General features: G+C 63.5%; 19 protein-coding genes. 7 read left to right on the top strand and 12 right to left on the bottom strand.

Annotated elements, in window-relative coordinates:
• The first annotated feature begins 6 nt into the window (after window positions 1-6).
• Window positions 7-954 (top strand): cation diffusion facilitator family transporter, encoded by a 948-nt coding sequence (locus ACFWEM_RS17640; protein WP_378535450.1) that lies wholly within the window; start codon window positions 7-9, stop codon window positions 952-954.
• A gap of 28 nt (window positions 955-982) precedes the next feature.
• A complete protein-coding gene (locus tag ACFWEM_RS17635; RefSeq protein WP_378535448.1) occupies window positions 983-1288 on the top strand; it encodes a hypothetical protein in 306 nt (101 codons plus the stop codon).
• Between the two features lie 59 nt (window positions 1289-1347).
• Here ACFWEM_RS17635 and epsC read toward each other — a convergent pair whose 3' ends face one another.
• From epsC to ACFWEM_RS17605, 6 genes are all read right to left on the bottom strand, one after another.
• Window positions 1348-1926, bottom strand: coding sequence for a serine O-acetyltransferase EpsC (epsC, locus tag ACFWEM_RS17630; RefSeq protein ID WP_003945907.1), 579 nt, complete (start codon window positions 1924-1926; stop codon window positions 1348-1350).
• A gap of 5 nt (window positions 1927-1931) precedes the next feature.
• Window positions 1932-2867 carry a cysteine synthase A gene (cysK, locus tag ACFWEM_RS17625; RefSeq protein WP_019747115.1) on the bottom strand — a complete coding sequence of 312 codons (936 nt, stop codon included), beginning with the start codon at window positions 2865-2867 and terminating at the stop codon, window positions 1932-1934.
• 170 nt (window positions 2868-3037) lie between these two features.
• Window positions 3038-4867 (bottom strand): phosphoenolpyruvate carboxykinase (GTP), encoded by a 1830-nt coding sequence (locus tag ACFWEM_RS17620; protein WP_317551408.1) that lies wholly within the window; start codon window positions 4865-4867, stop codon window positions 3038-3040.
• A 277-nt stretch (window positions 4868-5144) separates the two neighbouring features.
• Window positions 5145-5486: a DUF6802 family protein gene (locus ACFWEM_RS17615; protein WP_378535446.1), complete on the bottom strand. Its 342-nt coding sequence runs from the start codon at window positions 5484-5486 to the stop codon at window positions 5145-5147.
• A 131-nt stretch (window positions 5487-5617) separates the two neighbouring features.
• Window positions 5618-6958 carry a hypothetical protein gene (locus tag ACFWEM_RS17610; protein WP_378535444.1) on the bottom strand — a complete coding sequence of 447 codons (1341 nt, stop codon included), beginning with the start codon at window positions 6956-6958 and terminating at the stop codon, window positions 5618-5620.
• Complete coding sequence (locus ACFWEM_RS17605) at window positions 6951-7883, bottom strand: GTPase domain-containing protein (protein WP_378535442.1); 933 nt, start codon at window positions 7881-7883, stop codon at window positions 6951-6953. Before ACFWEM_RS17605 ends, ACFWEM_RS17610 begins: the two co-directional genes overlap by 8 nt.
• A 163-nt stretch (window positions 7884-8046) precedes the next feature.
• Here ACFWEM_RS17605 and trmB point away from each other — a divergent pair, with 163 nt between their 5' ends.
• The 3 genes from trmB to ACFWEM_RS17590 are packed head-to-tail and all read left to right on the top strand — an operon-like array spanning window position 8047 to window position 12474.
• Window positions 8047-8805: a tRNA (guanosine(46)-N7)-methyltransferase TrmB gene (trmB, locus tag ACFWEM_RS17600; protein ID WP_378448806.1), complete on the top strand. Its 759-nt coding sequence runs from the start codon at window positions 8047-8049 to the stop codon at window positions 8803-8805.
• The gene (locus ACFWEM_RS17595) at window positions 8802-9509 is read left to right on the top strand and encodes an NYN domain-containing protein (protein ID WP_283307642.1); all 708 of its coding nucleotides are present in this window, start codon (window positions 8802-8804) and stop codon (window positions 9507-9509) included. Before trmB ends, ACFWEM_RS17595 begins: the two co-directional genes overlap by 4 nt.
• Window positions 9510-9519: 10 nt before the next feature.
• Complete coding sequence (locus ACFWEM_RS17590) at window positions 9520-12474, top strand: MMPL family transporter (RefSeq protein ID WP_378535440.1); 2955 nt, start codon at window positions 9520-9522, stop codon at window positions 12472-12474.
• Here ACFWEM_RS17590 and ACFWEM_RS17585 read toward each other — a convergent pair.
• Entirely contained in the window at window positions 12449-14326 is a 1878-nt protein-coding gene (locus ACFWEM_RS17585; protein WP_378535438.1) for a DUF2339 domain-containing protein, read from the bottom strand. The two genes, ACFWEM_RS17590 and ACFWEM_RS17585, sit on opposite strands and share 26 nt — an antisense overlap.
• 105 nt (window positions 14327-14431) lie before the next feature.
• A complete protein-coding gene (locus tag ACFWEM_RS17580) occupies window positions 14432-15004 on the bottom strand; it encodes a TetR family transcriptional regulator (RefSeq protein WP_378535436.1) in 573 nt (190 codons plus the stop codon).
• A gap of 152 nt (window positions 15005-15156) precedes the next feature.
• On the opposite strand from ACFWEM_RS17580, the gene ACFWEM_RS17575 reads away from it, so the two are divergent.
• Together ACFWEM_RS17575 and ACFWEM_RS17570 are read left to right on the top strand one after the other, a co-directional pair.
• The gene (locus ACFWEM_RS17575; protein WP_378535434.1) at window positions 15157-15684 is read left to right on the top strand and encodes a cupin domain-containing protein; all 528 of its coding nucleotides are present in this window, start codon (window positions 15157-15159) and stop codon (window positions 15682-15684) included.
• A 35-nt stretch (window positions 15685-15719) separates the two neighbouring features.
• A complete protein-coding gene (locus tag ACFWEM_RS17570) occupies window positions 15720-16172 on the top strand; it encodes a MaoC family dehydratase (protein WP_378535432.1) in 453 nt (150 codons plus the stop codon).
• A gap of 4 nt (window positions 16173-16176) precedes the next feature.
• Here ACFWEM_RS17570 and ACFWEM_RS17565 read toward each other — a convergent pair whose 3' ends face one another.
• The 4 genes from ACFWEM_RS17565 to ACFWEM_RS17550 are packed head-to-tail and all read right to left on the bottom strand — an operon-like array spanning window position 16177 to window position 19978.
• Window positions 16177-16905, bottom strand: coding sequence for a DUF1707 domain-containing protein (locus ACFWEM_RS17565; RefSeq protein WP_378448809.1), 729 nt, complete (start codon window positions 16903-16905; stop codon window positions 16177-16179).
• 17 nt (window positions 16906-16922) lie between these two features.
• The gene (locus ACFWEM_RS17560; RefSeq protein WP_047269712.1) at window positions 16923-17555 is read right to left on the bottom strand and encodes a response regulator transcription factor; all 633 of its coding nucleotides are present in this window, start codon (window positions 17553-17555) and stop codon (window positions 16923-16925) included.
• Between the two features lie 28 nt (window positions 17556-17583).
• Window positions 17584-18807, bottom strand: coding sequence for a MacS family sensor histidine kinase (gene macS, locus ACFWEM_RS17555; protein WP_378535430.1), 1224 nt, complete (start codon window positions 18805-18807; stop codon window positions 17584-17586).
• On the bottom strand, window positions 18800-19978 hold the full coding sequence (locus tag ACFWEM_RS17550; RefSeq protein ID WP_378535428.1) for an AI-2E family transporter: 1179 nt from the start codon (window positions 19976-19978) through the stop codon (window positions 18800-18802). Before ACFWEM_RS17550 ends, macS begins: the two co-directional genes overlap by 8 nt.
• Window positions 19979-20026: the final 48 nt, after the last annotated feature.

Here is a 20026-nt window from a genome sequence, read left to right as displayed (position 1 = left end):
AGAATCGTGAGCACCGAAACGGAAGCATCGGCCGACGAGAGCACCACGACGGTCGTACTGGCGTTTGCGGCGAATGCACTGATCGCCGGGGCCAAGACCGCGGCCGCCATCGTCACCGGATCTGCCTCGATGGTCGCCGAGGCCACCCACTCCTGGGCCGATACCGGCAACGAAGTGCTGCTGCTGATCGCGAACCGCCGCTCGAAACGGGTTCCCGACCGAGACCAGCCACTCGGCTACGGCCGGGAGGCCTACATCTGGTCGATGTTCGCCGCTCTCGGACTGTTTGCACTCGGCGCGGGTGTCTCGATCACCCATGGCATCCAGGAACTGTTCCATTCCGAACCGGCGTCCGACTTCGGTGTCGCCTACGCCGTCCTCGGCGTCTCGTTCATCCTCGAAGGCATCTCGTTCCGGCAGGCGTACAAACAACTCCGAAACGAAGCCTCCGCCGTGAACCGCGACGTCATGACCCAGGCACTCAACACATCCGACCCGACGACTCGGGCCGTGTTCGCCGAAGACGCTGCGGCACTTATCGGTTTGGTCATCGCGTTCGTCGGTGTCCTGTTGCACCAGATCACCGGTTCACCGATCCCCGACGCCCTCGGCTCCATCTTCGTCGGCATACTTCTCGGAGTCATCGCGATCATCCTGATCGATCGCAACCGCCGATTCCTGGTGGGCGAAGAGGCCTCACCGACGCTGCGGGCAGCAGCCGTCGAAGCCCTCTCCCAACTACCCGAGATAAACCGAATCACGTTCTTGCGCATGGAATACCTCGGGCCGCGGCAGGTGTATCTGGTGGCAAGCGTCGATCTGGTCGGTGACTACGTGGAATCGCGAGTGGCCCACACGTTGCGCGAACTCGAACGCTCACTCGAGCAGAGCCCACGCGTCGTGCGGGCGATCCTAACCCTCTCGACGCCCGAAGAACCGTCGATCACCGTCTGAACTTTCGGCTGGGCGATAGGCTCGTTCGATGCGCGCACTGATCGTGATTCTGATGGTTCTGGGATTTGTCGTCGGCGGAATTCCCCTGGTGGGCAGTCTGATCGACATGATGACCAGTCCTGACGAGACCATCGTCTATCAGGGTTCTTACGTACCACTGCGCGGCGTGCAGATGGCTCGGGACTACGAGTCGTCGATGAACATCGCTTTCGACGCCCGATCGGACAATCCGCACTGGCTCGTCCTGGCCTGCTACCCCCTGATCGGAGCAGCACTGGGCGCTTTGACGGCCGCGGTACTGGGACGTCTCGGGTGGCGCCTGACGCGCGCCTGAGCAGACGCCGATGGCCACCCGTCGTCGACACGAGGGGTGGCCATCGAAGAAGGACAGCTTCAGATGTACATAGCAGGATCGATGTAACTGTTCGGGTCCACCAATTTCTCCTTGGTGGTCCGTGGCCGCGCCACCGCCGGGATACCCGTCGCGATGGATTCGGCCGGAACATCCCTGGTCACAACGGCGTTGGCGCCGATAGCGCTACCTTCGCCGATGACGACGGGCCCGAGGATCTTGGCACCCGCACCGACCGTGACCCGGTCACCCAGCGTCGGGTGGCGCTTGACCTGCTCGAGTGAGCGGCCACCGAGAGTGACGCCGTGATAGAGCATCACGTCGTTACCGACCTCGGCCGTCTCCCCGATCACGACGCCCATGCCGTGGTCGATGAAGAACCGTCGACCGATGGTGGCACCCGGATGGATCTCGATGCCGGTGACGAAGCGTGTCAGCTGCGAGAGCACTCGCGCCGGGCCGCGTAGTGCGGGGACGGCCCACATGCGATGCGCAACCCGATGTGCCCAAATGGCATGCAGCCCTGAATAAACGAGCGCGTTCTCCACATTGCTGCGCGCGGCAGGATCCTGACCGCGCGCAGCCTGCAGGTCCTCGCGAATTGTCCCGAGGATACTCACAAGTCTCAATCCCGGATGTGTTCGAACAGCGGGGTGGAGATGTAACGCTCGCCGAAGTCACACACGACAGCCACGATCAGCTTGCCGGCGTTTTCCGGACGCTTCGCCAACTCGAGTGCTGCCCAGACGATGGCGCCGGACGAGATGCCGCCCAGGATGCCTTCCTGGGTGCCGAGTGCGCGAGCGACCTCGATGGAATCGGGGAACGAGACGTCGATGATCTCGTCGTAGATCTCACGATCGAGGACGTCGGGCACGAAGTTCGCGCCGATTCCCTGGATCTTGTGAGGGCCGGGCTGTCCACCGTTGAGGATCGGCGAGTCGATGGGCTCGACACCGACGATCTTGACCTCGGGCTTGTACTTGCGGAGGGTGCGTCCGACGCCGGTAATGGTGCCGCCGGTGCCGATGCCGGACACGAAGATGTCGACGGCGCCGTCGGTGTCGGCCCAGACCTCTTCGCCCGTCGTGGCCTCGTGGATGGCCGGGTTGGCCGGGTTCGCGAACTGGCTGGCCGAGACGGCGTTCTCGGTCTGCTCGACGATTTCCTTGGCCTTGGCGACCGCACCGGCCATGCCCTCGGAGCCCGGGGTCAGCACGATCTCGGCGCCGTATGCACGCAGCATCACGCGACGCTCGGTGGACATGGTCTCTGGCATGGTCAGGATGACCTTGTAGCCGCGAGCAGCACCGACCATGGCAAGGGCGATACCGGTGTTACCACTGGTGCCCTCGACGATGGTGCCACCGGGCTTGAGTGCACCGGACTTCTCGGCGGCATCGATGATTGCCACGCCGATCCGGTCCTTGACGCTGTTGGCCGGGTTGTAGAACTCGAGCTTGACGGCAACCTGTGCGTCCAGGCCCTCGGTCAGACGGTTGAGCCGCACGATCGGGGTGCGCCCGACCAATTCGGTCACGTTGTTGTAGATCCCGCTCATATCTGGTCCTCCTGAGGATCGAGTGTGTCGACCCGCTCGATTCGCTGATCACTGCTTTACGGCTGAACTGCTTTACGGCTACAGGCAAGGGCATACAGACGACCGATGCCGCATCGGTTCATCAAATTGAACCAATGCGGCATCAGGCCACTACATACGGGGGCGGTTTATCAGGCCAACCGCTGCTTCAGAGCTTCGAACTCGTCACGAATGCCGGTTGGAAGCTTCTCGCCGACGAAGTCGAACCACTCTTCGATGAGCGGGATCTCGGCCTTCCACTCGTCGATGTTCACCGCGAGAGCCTCGGTGATGTCGGCGTCCGACACGTCCAGGCCTTCGATGTCGAGTGCCGATCCGGTGGGAACGACGCCGATCGGGGTGTCGATGCCCGCAGCCTTGTGCTCGATACGCTCGACGATCCACTTCAGGACGCGAGAGTTCTCGCCGAAGCCTGGCCACAGGAAGCGTCCGTCGTCGCCGCGGCGGAACCAGTTGACGTAGAAGACCTTGGGGAGCTTGGACGCATCCGCGGACTTGCCGAGGTCGATCCAGTGCTGGAAGTAGTCACCGACGTTGTAGCCGAGGAACGGCAGCATCGCCATCGGATCGCGGCGAACCGTACCGACCTGGCCTTCGGCTGCTGCGGTCTGCTCGGAGCCGACCGTTGCACCCATGAAGACGCCGTGCTGCCAGTCGCGAGCCTCGGTGACCAGCGGAACCGTCGTCTTGCGACGTCCGCCGAACAGGATTGCCGAGATCGGCACGCCCTTCGGGTCGTCCCACTCGGGAGCCATGATCGGGCACTGCGACATCGGGGTGCAGTAACGCGAGTTGGGATGAGCCGCATGGGTGCCCGACTCGGGCGTCCACTCGTTGCCCTTCCAGTCGATCAGGTGCTGCGGGTCGCCTTCGAGGCCCTCCCACCAGACGTCACCGTCGTCGGTCAGAGCGACGTTGGTGAAGACCGTGTTGCCCTGGTCGATGGTGCGCATGGCGTTGGGGTTCGAGGACCAGTTGGTGCCGGGAGCCACGCCGAAGAAACCGAACTCGGGGTTGACGGCGTACAGCTGTCCGTCCTCACCGAAACGCATCCAGGCGATGTCGTCACCGAGGGTCTCGGCGCGCCATCCGGGGATGGTCGGCTGGATCATCGCGAGGTTGGTCTTGCCACAAGCGGAGGGGAATGCCGCCGCGATGTAGTATGCCTTGTCCTCGGGCGAGATCAGTTTGAGGATGAGCATGTGCTCGGCCAGCCAGCCCTCGTCGTGCGCCATTGCCGAAGCGATACGCAGCGAGTAGCACTTCTTGCCCAGGAGAGCGTTTCCGCCGTAGCCGGAACCGAAGCTCCAGATCTCACGATCCTCGGGGAAGTGAGTGATGTACTTGGTGTCGTTGCACGGCCACGCCACGTCTTCCTGGCCCTCGGCCAGCGGGGCGCCGAGCGAGTGCAGAGCCTTGACGAAGAATCCGTCGGTGCCGAGCTTGTCGAGAACCTTGCCGCCCATGCGGGTCATGACGCGCATGGAGACGACGACGTACTCGGAATCGGTGAGCTCGACGCCCAGCTTCGGATCCTCGGCGTCGAGGGGGCCCATGCAGAACGGAACGACGTACATGGTGCGTCCACGCATGCAACCGCGGTAGAGGTCACCCATGAGGGTGCGCATCTCCGCCGGGTCCATCCAGTTGTTGGTGGGACCTGCGTCGATTTCTTCCTTCGAGCAGATGTACGTACGCGATTCGACTCGCGCCACATCGGAAGGATCGGAGTTGCCGAGGAAAGAGTTCGGCTTCTTCTCGTCGTTGAGGCGGGTGAAGGTTCCTGCCTCGACCAACTTCGTGGTCAGTCGGTCCCATTCTTCGTCCGAGCCGTCTGCGAAGACGACGCGGTCAGGCTGGGTGAGTTCGGCAACCTCTTGCACCCATGCAAGCAGTTCCTTGTGCTCCGTGGGGGGCGTGCCGTCAGTTCCATTGAGACCGGGAATGGTCGCTGAGGTCATCAAACTCTCCTGGGGTGAGCCGGAACCGGGTTCTCGTGACACCGGATGCGAACTGCAGCGCCCCGATACCAGTCGATCCCGGTGTCCCCCTCTCGACGGGGTCCAGCCGCGTCATCCACTCACGTGGATTTCACGGACGCCGGGTGTCCTATGTATTGAGGTTAACGCTGGCTGTTCACCTGCAGGTAATCGGGTGCGGTCAGAAATGTCACAGAAACGATTCAGTTGGTGTGTTCACGTGCCTACCCGGCGCTCAGAGCACATAAACGGAAGCTTTTCAGAGCGCGCCGGCATCGATTTTCTGCCAGACGAGGGAGCCTGCGTCGTCTCGACGGCATTCCCAGGCCGAGTAGTCGCCGTCCGATTCGATCATCGTGAGGCGATCGGCGCTACCGTCACGATCGAAATCGGACACGATCACGACGGCATCGTCGGAGTGGACGACGCGGCTGTCGACCGTCCCGTCACCGTCCAAGTCGAAGGCGTCGAAGTTCATTTCGCCGGCATCGACCGGTCCCGACGCGGGCCCGAAGGTCTCGGGCTCGATACGCCCAGGATCGAGCGCTTCGGATTCGTGCCCGTCGTCGATGTGTCCGGCCGTGATCAGAAATGCATCCATGAATCCCCCAAATGAAAGTGACTGCTGCTTCGGCAACCCCTACCGAAACCGTCCGCTCAGTATTACCAGACTCGGCCGATCACGCGTGGCCGAAATTTCCGCCCTGTGGACAACCGCCCGCCCGAGAATCGTCAGAGGGCAGCGTTCAACGCGGCGAGGTCGCGCTCGCACGACGCGAGCTGACCCGATCTGGCCGCGGCAAGCTCACGAAGTTCACCGTCGATCTCCACGATTCGCGCCTGTGCCGACGCCAGCTGTTCGCGACTCTCCGCCATGATCGCCGCTCCCAGATCTGCCTCCGCCTCGAGCATCACGCTCTGTACCCGCTGCTCCCACTGAGCGCGCACCGTCGACATCGACTCGACGATCCACGATCGCGATTGGGCACGATCCGCCATCAGCCCGCGAGTTCGCGCCAACCACCACGCCGCGACGCCACCCAGCACCAAGGTCACCGGGATGCTCGCGAACTCCAACGCCGGAATCATCTCCAGCGGAGTCACCGCGATCCGGCCGAGGCCGAGGCCCGCGGACGCGCCGACGAGAATCGTCACCCGGTCCTCATTTCTCCGTCGACGATCCGGCGGGTCCTCTGGAATCCGTGGGGAAGCCACGTAGCCGGTCGCACCCGCCACCTCGACAGCTGCCGCCATCGCGGCATCGATTACCCGGGTGTGATGGTCGACCTCATGCTGCAACCGCATCGGTACGCTGCCCAATTCGGCTCGCGAGGCCGTGTCGACCCAGGCACGTGCCCCTGCGACCGTCGCCCGGGTCGCTTCGGCGATTTGTTGTGACAGATCCCCACGCGATCGTTGCAGTCGGCTTCGCACCTGCACCAGTCGTTCGCCTCGCCGACCGTCACGATCTGCCAGCAGTCGCGATCGCTCGGCCCGCAGTTCGGCACCCGGAACGCTGTCACGAAGATTCCGGATCTCTACCTCGATCATCCGACGTGTCTGCGCTATGACGCCGGAATTCGAGTCGCCGGCCTGCCTCTCGCGTGCCACCTGGCTCACGACGGCAACGAGCGTCTGCTCCTGACCAGGCGCAATCGGAACGATCGATGCCTGGGCAAAGGCGGTGCAGTGAGAGGAAAGAACCTCGGCATCGCGTCGGTGCACAGCCTGCCAGTCTCGGTAGACGTCAACGCGGGTCAACGCCACCACCACCGGCGTTCCGCTTTCTGCTGCGTCGTCGAGCAGAAGAAGATCCTCGCGACCGATCACGCTGGCAGCATCGACGACCAGAAGTACGACGTCCGCGTCCGCTTCGCGCGCCGCGATCGAACACTCGCCTGAAGCACGGAACATCTGCACGATGTCTTCCCGACCACATCTCTGTGGCCCGACTACGTAAATGCGAGTGCCACTGGATGATTCACCACTGACGAGGCGACCCGGATCGGAGGACGGGTTCCATCGTTGCACCACACGCAGAATCGAATCCGGAAGTACCGAAACGCTATTCATCGGTCACCGCCGGAGCGGAGCGATCGCCCCCGAGCTGCGCCCACCGACGCACATACCCGCGGCGAATCAGTGAGATCCTTTGTTGTGGAGCCTCTTCCGACTCGTCGACAAGCTCGCCCCACCACCGACTGCACGTGCCCGCCTCGTCAGCAGTCCGAGGATCGGGAGGCTCGCCGTGCCGCAGGCCTCGAATTTCGGGGCTCATCATCGCCGCCGCGGCGCCGAACAACACCGCGGAGTCCGAACTCAGATACAACTCGATCTCGTCCCTGCCCGCAGTGCTCCGCGAGGCAGATCGCGTCAGCGCTGGACCGATCTGCTCGACCCGGCCCCACCACTGCGCCTCCAGGACAGGTCCGAGGGCCGCGAACAACTCTTCGACTCCGCGTCCGGTCAGCGTCTCCACCGGAACCGTGTGCACGCCGACGGTCTCCGAGATTTCCGCGGCCCGTCCCAGTGCCTCGTCCCAGCGCGGTCCGAACAGGTCGGCCTTGTTTGCCGCGACCACCGCCCGATCCGAGACTCGGGAGATCGCTCGGCGGTCGACTTCGCGGACCGCGTCGACCACCACGTAGACAACACAACGACGACCCAGATCAGGGTTCGACGTTCCAGGGACGTCGAACGCCCGCGACTCGGTCACCACAACCGGTGCACCGACAACTCTGCGCGAGAACCGCTGATCGCGCCCCAGGACCCGGACCAACGACGACCGCCCCACCCCGGCTCGACCCGCGACTACCAACTCGAGCGGTGCGGTCAGCGATCCGAGCACGGAGTGAACCGCCTCTGCGGCTCCCGAATCGATCGACGCCAGCCGGTATGCCAGAGCGCGCAACCGGTCGATCGGCTCCGCGCAGGCGTCGTCGAGCGATTCTGCGGGCAACATTCGTGACCAATTACTGCATGCAAATCCTGTGTTCATCCCCACCCCACGTCCCCATCGTGTCGGTGAGATTCTGTCAGGTTCTCGGCAAGGACGGCAGGTGACACCGCCCTTTCGCCGACTGTCCGAAGTCGGCGGATTCAGGACTTTCAGCGGAAAGTCTCAACTCAAACTTCAGACCCGTCTGCGCCAAACGGGGGTCATGCGTGACAATGGGTTCGTGAACGAAGCCGATCAGCATGCACCGCAGACCCCAGAGACGGGGCAGACGGACCACGCCAAGGGGTCCCGTCTCCATCCGAGAGTGACCAGCTTTCGCTCTCGCCGGGGTGCGCTGACCGACGCACAGCAGCAGGCTTGGGACCGTCAGTGGCCGCTCATCGGCGCCGACGTCTCGGACACACCGCTCGACGCGAACGCCTGGTTCGGACGCGAAGCACCCCTGATCATCGAGATCGGTTCGGGTACCGGTACCGCGACGTCCGCTATGGCCAAGGCAGAACCGCACGTGAACCTGGTCGCGATCGAGGTGTACCGCCCGGGGCTCGCACAGCTTCTGCAGCAGGTCGAACGCGAAGAGATTCCCAACGTCCGCGTACTACGCGGTGACGCGATGGACGTACTCGAAAACATGGTCGCCCCCGAATCCCTGACGGGCGTCCGGGTGTTCTTCCCGGATCCGTGGCCCAAAGCCCGCCACCACAAGCGTCGCCTCCTGCAGGGGCCGACGTTCGCGCTGATCGCCAACCGCCTCAAGCCTGGCGGAGTGCTGCACGTGGCCACCGATCACGCCGAATACGCAGAATGGATCGAAGAAGCCGGTAATGCCGAGCCGCTGCTGACCGCACTCGACTGGGAGTCTCCGATGACCCACGAGCGTCCGGTCACCAAGTTCGAGGACAAAGCCCATAAGGTCGGAAGTGCAATCACCGAGCTTATATGGGGGAAGATCAGAGCATGAGCGTCAGCGAACAGCTATCCGACGACGTGGCGTCGTCGGAATCTCCTCTCGACTTCGGTCGTGACTCCCGCCACCCCAAGCGGGTGCTTCTGGTCTGGGACGCCCCCAACCTCGACATGGGCCTCGGCGCCATCCTCGGTGGCCGGCCTACCGCCGCCTACCGGCCACGATTCGATGCACTGGGTCGCTGGCTGCTCTCTCGCACCGCCGAACTGTCCGCACAGAACAGTGGCACGCTCGAGCCCGAAGCGACGGTTTTCACCAACATCGCCTCCGGCAGCGCCGACGTCGTTCGTCCTTGGGTCGAAGCCTTGCGTAACGTGGGTTTCGCGGTGTTCGCCAAGCCGAAGGTCGATGAAGACAGCGATGTCGATTCGGACATGCTCGAGCACATCGCGCTCCGGTACGGCGAGGGCCTCGCCGGAATCATGGTCGCGTCTGCCGACGGCCAAGCGTTCCGCGAACCTCTCGAGGACATCGCAGCAACCGGCATCCCGGTCCAGGTTCTCGGGTTCCGCGAACACGCCAGCTGGGCTGTGTCGTCCGATATCTTGGATTTCGTCGATCTCGAGGACATCCCGGGTGTCTTCCGTGAGCCTCTGCCACGGGTAAGCCTGGACACCCTGCCCGACGAGGGCGCCTGGTTGCAGCCGTTCCGACCGCTTTCTGCCCTGCTCATCGGGCGAAAAAGTGTTGCCGAGTAGGAGTTGATCAGTGTTCGCCAGCTGGGGAAGCATCGTCTATCGAGCCCGCTTCACCGTCATCGCTGTCATGGTGGCGGGGCTCCTCGGGCTCGCTGCGTACGGCCTGAGCCTGCAGGATCATCTCAGCCAGAGCGGCTGGGACGATCCGGGGTCGGAATCGGTAGAGGCTGCCAAACTCGCTGACGGCACGTTCGGACGCAGCACGACGGGTGACGTTCTGGCGCTGTACACAGCGCCGGAGGGCAAGACGGTCGACGACCCCGAGTTCCAAGCGAAGGTCATCGACAATCTGCAGCGGCTCGTTGCCGACAACCCCGACCAGATCATGAAGATCAACGGCTCGTACTTCAAGGTCGACAACGGTCTCTCGGTGGCGGCACTGGCGGACAAGACCAAGCAACACGCGGTCACCAGCATCGCGATCGCCGGCGACAACGACACCGCGGTGTCCAACAACTTCCGCGACGTCGAGTCGCAGTTCTACATCGACGGCGTCGACGTGCAACTCGCCGGCCTGCAACCTGTCGCGAATTCGCTCAACGACACGATGGCCAACGACATCAAGCGCATGGAAATGCTCGCAATTCCCGCTGTCGGTGTCCTGCTGTTCTTCGTCTTCGGTGGCGTGGTCGCTGCCGCCCTCCCGTTGATCGTCGGCGGACTGACCGTCATCGGCGCCAACGGCATCATTCGACTGATCACCAACTTCACCGAGGTCAACGCGTTTGTCGCGCCCGTGGTCTCTCTGGTCGGTCTGGGCCTCGCGATCGACTACGGACTGTTCATCGTCAGCCGTTTCCGAGAAGAGATAGCCGAGGGGTACGACACCCCGACCGCAGTACGCCGAACGGTCATGACGGCAGGTAGAACGGTCATGTTCTCGGCGACCATGGTTGCCGTCAGCCTCGGCGGTCTGCTGTTGTTCCCGCAGGGCTTCCTCAAATCGGTGGCCTACGGCGCCATCGCTGCTGTCATGCTTGCCGCGATCTCGTCCATCACGATCCTTCCTGCGATTCTCGGCATTCTCGGCAAGCGGATCGACGCGCTGACCTTCAAGAAACTGCGCCAGACCAAGACCAACGAGGAAATCGAGAACGGTTTCTGGGGCAAGCTGACCCGCTGGGTCATGCAGCATCCGCTCAAGGTCGCGGTCCCGATCGTCGCGGCTCTGCTGCTGATGATCATTCCGCTGACGGGCATCAAGTTCGGCGGTATCAACGAGACGTACCTGCCCCCCGACAGCCCCACTCGTGTCGCGCAAGCGCAGTTCGACGAACTCTTCCCGGGCAATCGCACCGAACCCGTGCGACTGGTCATCCAGGGCGCCGACAACACCACACTCGGTCAAATCTCCAAGACCGCAAACGCTGCGCCGGGTCTGGTCGAGAAGTTCACCCCGGAAGTTGCGACCAAGGACGGTGTCAACGTCCTCAAGGCCGGTCTGACCGAGCGCAACGAGGCACGTCCCACCATCGACTATCTGCGATCCGCGGACTGGCCCGAGGGCACAACTGTGCTGGTCGGCGGCACTCCGGCCATCGAGCAGGACAGCGTCGACGCGTTGCTCGATCGTCTGCCGCTGATGGTCGTATCCGTCATCCTGCTGACGACCCTGCTGATGTTCTTGACGTTCGGTTCGCTCGTCCTGCCCATCAAGGCTGCGTTGATGAGTGCGCTCGGACTGGGTTCGACGCTCGGAATCCTGACCTGGATCTTCATCGACGGGCACGGTTCCGGTCTGTTGAACTTCACACCGGGACCGATCATGTCTCCAGTCCTGGTGTTGATCATCGCGATCGTCTACGGCCTGTCGACCGACTACGAAGTGTTCCTGCTCTCCCGCATGGTCGAAGCGCGAGCGCAGGGCGCGAGTACCACCGAATCCATCCGAATCGGCACGGCACATACCGGCCGAATCATCACCGCTGCCGCACTGATCCTGATCGTGGTCACCGGCGCCTTCGGCCTGTCCGATCTGGTGATGATGAAATACATCTCCTACGGCATGATCTCCGCGCTGATCATCGACGCGACGCTGATCCGAATGTTCCTGGTCCCCGCGACCATGAAACTGCTCGGCGACGACTGCTGGTGGGCTCCGGCCTGGATGAAGCGGATCCAGCAGAAGATCGGGCTGGGTGAGCCGATCCTCGACAACGAGCTGGTACTCGCGAACGTCCCGCAGATCGCGCCTGTCGGTGCGATCGCCGGACCGGGTCAACCGCGCAAGATCGAAGCGGCCTCTCGGGTCATGCCGCCGCCTGCCCCGGCTGTACAGCCGGACAGCGGACCTCGTGTTCCCGATCCACTCACCGAGCCCATTCCGCTCAGCGAAATGGCGATCAAGGCACCGAACACGGAGGCTCCCGCCGCGGAGAAGCCAGCACCGCGACGTCGTCTCGATATCGGGAGTGCAGCAAGCGCGCCCCAGAACTTGATCGAGGCACCGGTCCCCAATCCCTCGTACCGACCGCAACCGAACGCCACCGACAAGCGCAGGAACCCCGCGCCCGCTGCGCCGGCCGAGCGTCCCATCGAAAGCTGGTTGTCGGACTTGCGGGCCCGGGAACAGACTCCCCCGGCCTCACGGCCGCTGCCGGTGGTGCGGACGCCTTCGCGTACAAACGGTTCGGCGACCAACGGTGCCGCCAGCAGCGCTTCAGGCACCAACGGCTCGAGCCGGAACGGCTCTGCAAACGGTGCTGCCACCGGCTCTGCAACAAACGGTTCCGTAACCAACGGCTCAGCCCCGACCTCGGTGGAGGCGACCCCCCAGTCGCCGCCTCCACCGACCGCTCCGGAGCGTCGCAACGGGGTTTTCACGGATGCGCCTTCGCCTACCACCGAGCCCCGAGTTTCGGACGCCACCCCCGACGGCGACGACAACGCCACCGGCAGGCACCGGCCTGACGACGCCGGCGCCATCAGCGTGAGCGAACTCATCGCTCGCCAGAAGCGAAGCTGACCTGCTCCTGCTCCTGCTTGGCAAAGGCTCGTGCATAACGTGTCCCGACCAGCAGGAGCAGCAAGCCGACCACCAGGAAGGCGACGCTGCGCACCAGCCCACTGAGTGTGGCCAGGTCGAAGAGGAACAGCTTTGCCACTGCCGCACTGGTGAGAGCAAGCCCGGCTCCGAGCAAGACGCGAGCGTGCTGGCGGTTGTTCAATCCGAGCACCAGGGCTGACGTGGCGGCAAGCATCCAGACGATGGTTGCGACGCTGTGCCCGACGACGAATCCGGTTGCACTGTCGAAGATTTCGACGCCGGACGAGACGAGCGCGCACGTCACCGCGTAGAGGACACCGAACCCTGCGACTGCCCACAAGACCGCTGCGTTTGAATCGGCGATCAACTTCAGTCGGTGAATCCCCCACACCAGCATCGCCAGGGCGCCTATCGCCGTCAGGCTCGAGAGCGCCGTGATCGCACCAAGTTGCATGGAAGCGGCGCGAGCGGTCGTCAACGCCTCCGGCGGAACCGTCGTGAGGTATCCGATCGATCCGATTGCCACAAAGGCGGTTCCGAGGGCGAAGACGAAGCGCGAACCTGCATACAGCGAGACTCCGAGGAAGATCATGCCGACCGTGAGGATCAGCGGCACGACCAGAGATTCCGTCGCCCCGGAGAGGCAGCAGAGCAACAATGCGAGGGCGCCGGTTGCGCCCAGCCCGAATCGCAGTTGCGTCGGCAAAGGCTTGGCCGCCGCTCCGGCGGAAAGAAGTAGTGCCGCAGTAATTCCGTACAGCACTGCGGATTCGGTGCGCCCGAGCACGGCTCCGACGCTCATCAGCGGAAGGGTCGAGACAACAAAGGTAGCGGTGGACCACGCCCCTGCAACTCCGCCGCGCGAGGGCCAACCCGTCCACTGCATAGCCATCGCGCAGCCGGCGCCCACGATTGCAACCACGCTGGCACTGATCACCAATTGCACTGCACTGTTACCGGATTCGTTGAAGATGGACTCCGACGCGATCGCGATTAGCAGTGCGAGAACCACCGGTACGGTGCGCGCCATACCCAGGTACTTCCAGTCACGACCGAGCTGGGCGGAGAACGTCGCCGATTGGATCGCGAACAGGAAACCGATGAGGGTCAACGATATTCCCGACGTCAGTACGGGAGCCAGCACCGCTGCGCCCAGAACGATCATGAGCGCCAGTGATTCGGAATCCCATTTGACGGCGAGGGCACCGCCGGCCGCGGCAATCCCGAAGGCAATCACCACCGCGAGCGGCGTCGCCACCCAACCGTAGAGAACGGACGCTGCGACGACGTCGAGGTACATCCCTGCGAAACCGGTGGCAGCCAGGGCAATTGCCCCCACCTTGCCCCCTGGGCGTCCGTGCACCCGCACCCCGGCAAATACCAAGGCGCCGGAAAGGAGTGCGCCACCGAGCACCCGCAGCGGCGGTCCGAAGAATCCGGCCTGCGCTGCAAGTACCAGCAGCATCACGACTCCGATCAGTGTGACGGCAACACCTGCCGCGGCCAGGAGTCGACTGATGACGCCGTCGCGTTGCCACCAGGGCTGGCGAGGTGCCGCAACCGGATACGTCGGTGGCTGCCACGAGGGCACGCTCTGCTGAGGGCGGACCTGCTGCATCGGCTGTACCGGGGCTACCTGAACTACGGGAACAGAAGCTACCGGAGCCGGAACTACCGGCGCGGGCGCCGGCACGGCGGTCGAGGCCAGCTGAGTCTGCAGAATCGACAGGTTCTGGCCCATGTGACGCAACTGCCGGCCGATGCTGTCGCACTCGGCCGAGAGGGCGATCACCAGTCGCGGATCGACGGCGGGAGAGCTCGGTGTAGTCATGAATATGAGCTTGCTTCTCAGCCGAACAGATCAGATGAGTAGTACTACCCGATCAGCGTGGGGACTTCTCGTATTCGACCGACAGCACCCTCGGCTGACAGGGCACTATCGCCGAGCTGCTGCGTTCCGCAATCGTTCGGACAGAAGCCGACCCGACGTGTGAAGCGGAGCGGGATCCTGACGCGCTCGAGCGAGCACCAGCGCACCCTCGAGTGCGGACAGAGCGAGGATGGCCTCGGACTCTGCGTCCTCGCGGGACCAGCCGTCGGCTTCGAGGCGCTGAGCCAGCAGAGCAAGCCAGGAGTTGTACCCGTCCGCGCAAGCACCACGGATGACGTCGGATTCGGTTGCGGCATCCAGCGTTGCCGTAGCCAGAGCACATCCACGTTCGTAGTCCGAATCCGACAACCGAGCAGCCAGCGCGGCGGCGAATGCCGAGATCGCGGTGGCGGCATCGGGTGAGCTCTCCAGCAGATGCCGGATGAAATCGGCCATTGCCTCACCGCGACGCCTCAGAGCCTCGCCTGCGAGTTCTTCCTTGCCGCCCGGAAAGTGAAAGTACAAGGAACCTTTGGTAGTCGCACTAGCCGAGAGAACTTCCGACACACCCGTTCCCGCGTAGCCCTTCCGCTGCAGCAAATCGGCAGCGGCATCGACCAACAAATCCCTCGTAGACATAAGTTCAATATACCGATCAGTACACATATCACCAACACTTGAAGTGCATAAACTACCAAAACCTTGCATCACTAGACCGATTGGTACATGATTCGGAAATCGACAAACCGGAGCGCGGCCAACGACGCTCACGATGGCAAAGGATCGAATCGATGTCCCCGAATCCCACAAACCGCACCACGCCGACCGTCCTCGGACCGGACGAAGATCTCGCCGCGACTCTCTCGGCCACCGGCGTCCGGATGATGGTTCGAAGCAAACAGACCGAGGGAGGATTCTCGCTTGTCCAACACCGCATCGCTCCGCATTCGATGACCTCGCCGGTCCATCGCCACAGCCGGGAAGACGAGTACACGGTGGTTCAAAGTGGCCGCGTCGCAGCGATGGTCGGAGACGAGGTCGTCTACGCGGAGACCGGCGCCATGATCTTCAAACCACGTGGCCAGTGGCACGCAGTGTGGAATCCCGACGACATTCCAGCCCGGATTCTCGAAATCATCACACCAGGAGGGATGGAAGACCTGTTCGAACTGATGCCGAAGCTACTGGCCGAAGCAGGTTCCGCCGCGGAATCGGTTGCAGCGCGGGTAGAAGCAGACTTCGGGATCGAATTCGATCTCGTTGCCACCGCCGAGATCGCACAGACACACGGTGTGGGATTCGGCATCGAAAGTCACTGACCGACTGTCAGCACCTACCGATCGAAGGAAAATTCATGCTTGTACTCACCGGAGCAGAAGACCTCACCGCCAACCTGAACCAAGAGCTGGGCGTCAGCGACTGGCACGAGGTCACGCAGGAGTCCATCGACGAGTTCGCCCGCGTCACCGGCGACGATCAGTGGATTCACGTCGATGTTGATCGTGCGAAGGAGTCACCGTTCGGCGGAACGATCGCGCACGGTAACTACACGCTCTCACTCGGACCCAAGTTCTCGTATGCGATGTTCTCGCTCGAGGGTTTTGCGTTTGCTCTCAACTGCGGATTCGACAAGGTCAGGTTGCCTGCTCCGCTTCCGGTTGGCTCTCGCGTCCGCATGCGTGCGACGTTGAGCAAAGTCGAACCGATCAATGGCGGCGTCCAGATCACGGTGACCCAGACATTCGAACGAGAACACGGTGACAAACCCGTGTGCGTCGCCGAGATGTTGACCCGCGCGTATCACTGAAAGGTCAGGAGCCGAACATCTTTCGGATCGTGGTACCGAAGGGATGCTTCGCGGTGACGCTGCCGAATCGCACCTTGCCGTGAACCACCAGGTGCAGCGGCCCCATCTGCGGACCGGAGCGAACCTTGTTGGACGCGCTTCCCCCGACTGCCTCGACACCGTTCATGTCCACCGTCGCCTCTTCGGGAACGATCAGTGAGATCGAACTGGCGTAGTCGTCGATCGAGATGTTCACGACCTGCGTCTGCATCACTGCACGCGTGAAATCGATGGTCACACTGGACATTCTGGTGTCGACCACGACGGCTGGAGGAACGATCCATGCACCGTTCCGCGTCACCGTCGCCATTCGTCCGCGGATCACGGCAGCATTCGCCGCGCCGTACGCACCGACAACCGGAGCCCCGACCGGAGCGCGGTAGGGCGGGCTCGGGTGAACCGGCGGTGGCTGATGCGGCTGGGGTTGGTAGGTCGGCGCCGGATAGGGCTGGCCTTGGTACATCGGCTGACCCGCATTGGGATACGCGGGTGGATCGTAGTCGGAGATCAGTGTGATGCCCGGAAGATCCGTGAGTACCGAGTTGAGTTCACCTCGCGTCTTCGCGGCCAAGGCCGTGTCCATGCGCTCGGTGAACTCACCGAGCGAGAGCATCCCTTGACCGACAGCTTTCTGCAGCAGCTCGCCGACGTGCTCTCGTTCGGCATCGGACACGCGTAGATTCCTGGCCTCCATGATTTCCAGGATAAACGTTATTCGAGACCTTGTTCTATCGCGTATCGCGTGAGCTCGACGCGATTGGCCAACTGAAGCTTCCGAAGCGTCGCCTGGACGTGGTTTTCGACGGTCCGGTGGCTGAGCGAGAGCCTCGTGGCGATCTGTTTTGCGCTCAGCCCCTTGGCGACAAGACGGAGCACTTCAGTCTCACGGTCTGTGAGCCGAGGCAGCTCTGGTGCACGATCGTCGGCCGGTGCCGTCGACATCCGGCGGTACTCGCCGAGCACCAATCCGGCGAGGCCGGGTGTGAAGACGGCTTGTCCGTCGAAGGTCGCTCGCACGGCCTCGAGCAGTTCCGCCACGGAAGCACTCTTGACCAGGTAACCCGACGCTCCGGCTTTGACCGCGTCGAGGACGTCGTCACGCTCGGCGGAGGCCGAAAGCACGAGTACCTTGCTCTTCGGCGAAACCTCGAGCACCGCAGTGGTGGCGTCGGCGCCGTTTCCGTCCGGCAGGTTCATGTCCATCAGAACCACGGCGGGTTGCACGGCGGCGGCGCGGCGGCGTGCACTCTCGACACCCTCCGCCGTCGCACTCACCGTGAAACCGGCGGCCTCGAGGTCCCGAGAGACACCGTCGCGCCACATCGGGTGATCGTCGACGACCATCACCGTCACCGGATTCTCGCCTTGTTCGTCAGCCACGCTCACTCTTCCCCTTCGGAACGTTGATCTCCCATTCGGTGCCCTCCCCCGGCCCCGTTTGCAGGACCGCAGTTCCGCCGAGCACCTGCACTCGGCCGAGAATGGACTTCGATACTCCCATGCGGCCTTCGGCTTCGGCTTGCGCCAAGCGACCCTCTGGAATTCCGATTCCGTCGTCGCGGACGCTGACGATCACTTCGTCCGGCAGATCTTCGAGCAACACGTATGCCTTCGCCGAAGGTCCGGCGTGGAGCCCGACATTGGACAGGGCGTTGTCGACGATGGCTGCCAGCTCGATAGCTCGATCGCGCTCGATCACGACGGGGTGCGCAGGCGTCGACACCGACACCGACGTACTTGCCTGCGTGGTCAACAGCGGACACAGATCCACTGTCTGTCCGCCGACGTCTGCCGCGGCACCCGAAACCTGCTCGGAGATCAGCATTCTCAAGGCGACCTCCTGCTCACCTGCCAGAGCAGCCAGTTCAGCTGCCTCGCCGCCGAGTGCCGCTCCTCGCCGGCGCACCATCGCCAGGACCTGCAGGACTCCGTCGTGTACTTCGCGTGCCAAGCGTTCGCGCTCTTCTGTGGCCGCCGCCAGACGTACGGCTTGTTCGAGTTGTCGATGCGAGCGCCGAGCGGTGGTGGTGGCCAAGCCCAACGCCAGGCCGACCGATACGAGCACGGGAGCCGTCGCATCGCGCCAGAGGTCCAGGTTGACCTGGTCGCGGATGATCGCGCTGGCCGCCGAGATGACGACTCCGGACGCCATGCCGAGCCACGGCCCGCCGAGAATTGCCGCGGAGATGACAGCGTTGGTGGCCCACAGCGTGGTGGGGAGCGTCTGGTGATTCTGATACCAGTCGTGGTCGGAGACCAGCCTCGTCGACGCCATCAGCAAGACGACGACCACCTGATCGGCAATCACCACCTGATATCTCGGCAGCTTCTTCCCGAACAAAGCCCCGGAGGTCCCGAGCAGCAGTGCCGACACCCCGGTCCACACGGCCATCAGAGCGACGAAGAACCAGCTGAGCCGGGAGTTGGTGTAGTCGGAGGCCGAAGCGAACTGGTAGCTGATCGCGTACACCAGCGTGACGAGCCGAAATGCCTGCGCCGCCCGCCACAGCGGGGCATCAGGGTCGGTGTCGATGCCCGACGCCTCGCGAACGGTCGGCTGATAGTGCAGCCGGCGACGGCGGGTGGGCTCAGTCATCGGGAGGGGTGGGGTTCACGATGCGAGGCTCGGCGCGCGGCTCGTCGGGTTCGGCGGGGAACAGTGGGGTCTCCGGATCTTCGACGTGCAGTTCGGCGTACGCGATGTCCGGGTCGTCGGCGAGGAGGGAACGAATAGCGGTATTCAGGACCGCGACGATCGGAACAGCCAATAGCCCGCCGACGATTCCGGCGAGAACGATGCCCGTCGTAATGGCGAGAACGACTGCCAGCGGATGCAGGCGAACAGCGCGACCCAACAACAGCGGTTGCATCACGTGCGCTTCGAGCTGCATGACGCCGATGATGATGCCGAGGACAATCAGCGCGGTCAGGAAACCCTTCGTGACCAGAGCGACAAGCACCGCGAGAAAACCGGTCAGAAATGCACCGACGATCGGAATGAACGCGCCGATGAACACCAACGACGCCAGCGGCAGGGCGAGCGGCACCCCGAGGATCGCCAGGCCGGCCCCGATACCGATCGCGTCGGCTGCGGCAACCGCGACCGTGGCGCGCACGTAGCCGATCAGCGACCCGAAACCCGCAGAACCGGCGATCCGCACGCGACGTCGAGCGTCGGTGGGAACGATCCGGGTGACGAACTGCCAGATCTGGTCGCCGCCGTAGAGGAAGAAGATGAGAGTGAACAGCGTCAGCAATGCCCCGGTGAAGATCTCGCCGATGACTGTCGCCGTGGTCAAGGCGCCGCTGGTCAGGGACTCACGATTGGATTGCACCGACTTGACGACCGAATCACCCGCTTGGCGGATCTGATCCTCACTGAAGTGCAACGGTCCGCTGGTGAGCCAGTTCTGAATCTGCGTGACGCTAGCCGTGAACTGGTCGGTGAGCTGCGGCAACCCGTCGATGAACTGCTCGACGACAAACGTCATGATTCCCGCGACCAGCCCGATCGAGCCGAGCAACACGACGATGACGGCTGCCGAGCGAGGAACACCCCACACCTGCAGCCGATCAACCACCGGAATCAACAGAGCCGATGCCAAAAGAGCCAGCCCGACTGGGATGAGCACGGTTTCGAGACGTAGAACGACATACCCGAGAACCAACAGTCCAGCGAAGATCACAATGAGGCGCCACGACCATTCCGCCGCTATGCGCACACCCGGATGCACTGCCCGAGCGTCGGCGGATATGGGTTTGTTCATCCTCGAAGCTCGCTCCGCACGCCCCCTGTTTGCGTTCACATCGCGAGC

Origin of the sequence: Rhodococcus sp. NPDC060176 (assembly GCF_042728675.1) — a bacterium.
In the GTDB taxonomy this organism is placed as follows: Bacteria; Actinomycetota; Actinomycetes; order Mycobacteriales; family Mycobacteriaceae; genus Rhodococcus_F.
Note: the sequence above shows the minus strand (reverse complement) of the source record. Positions and strands in the feature narration are given on the sequence as shown.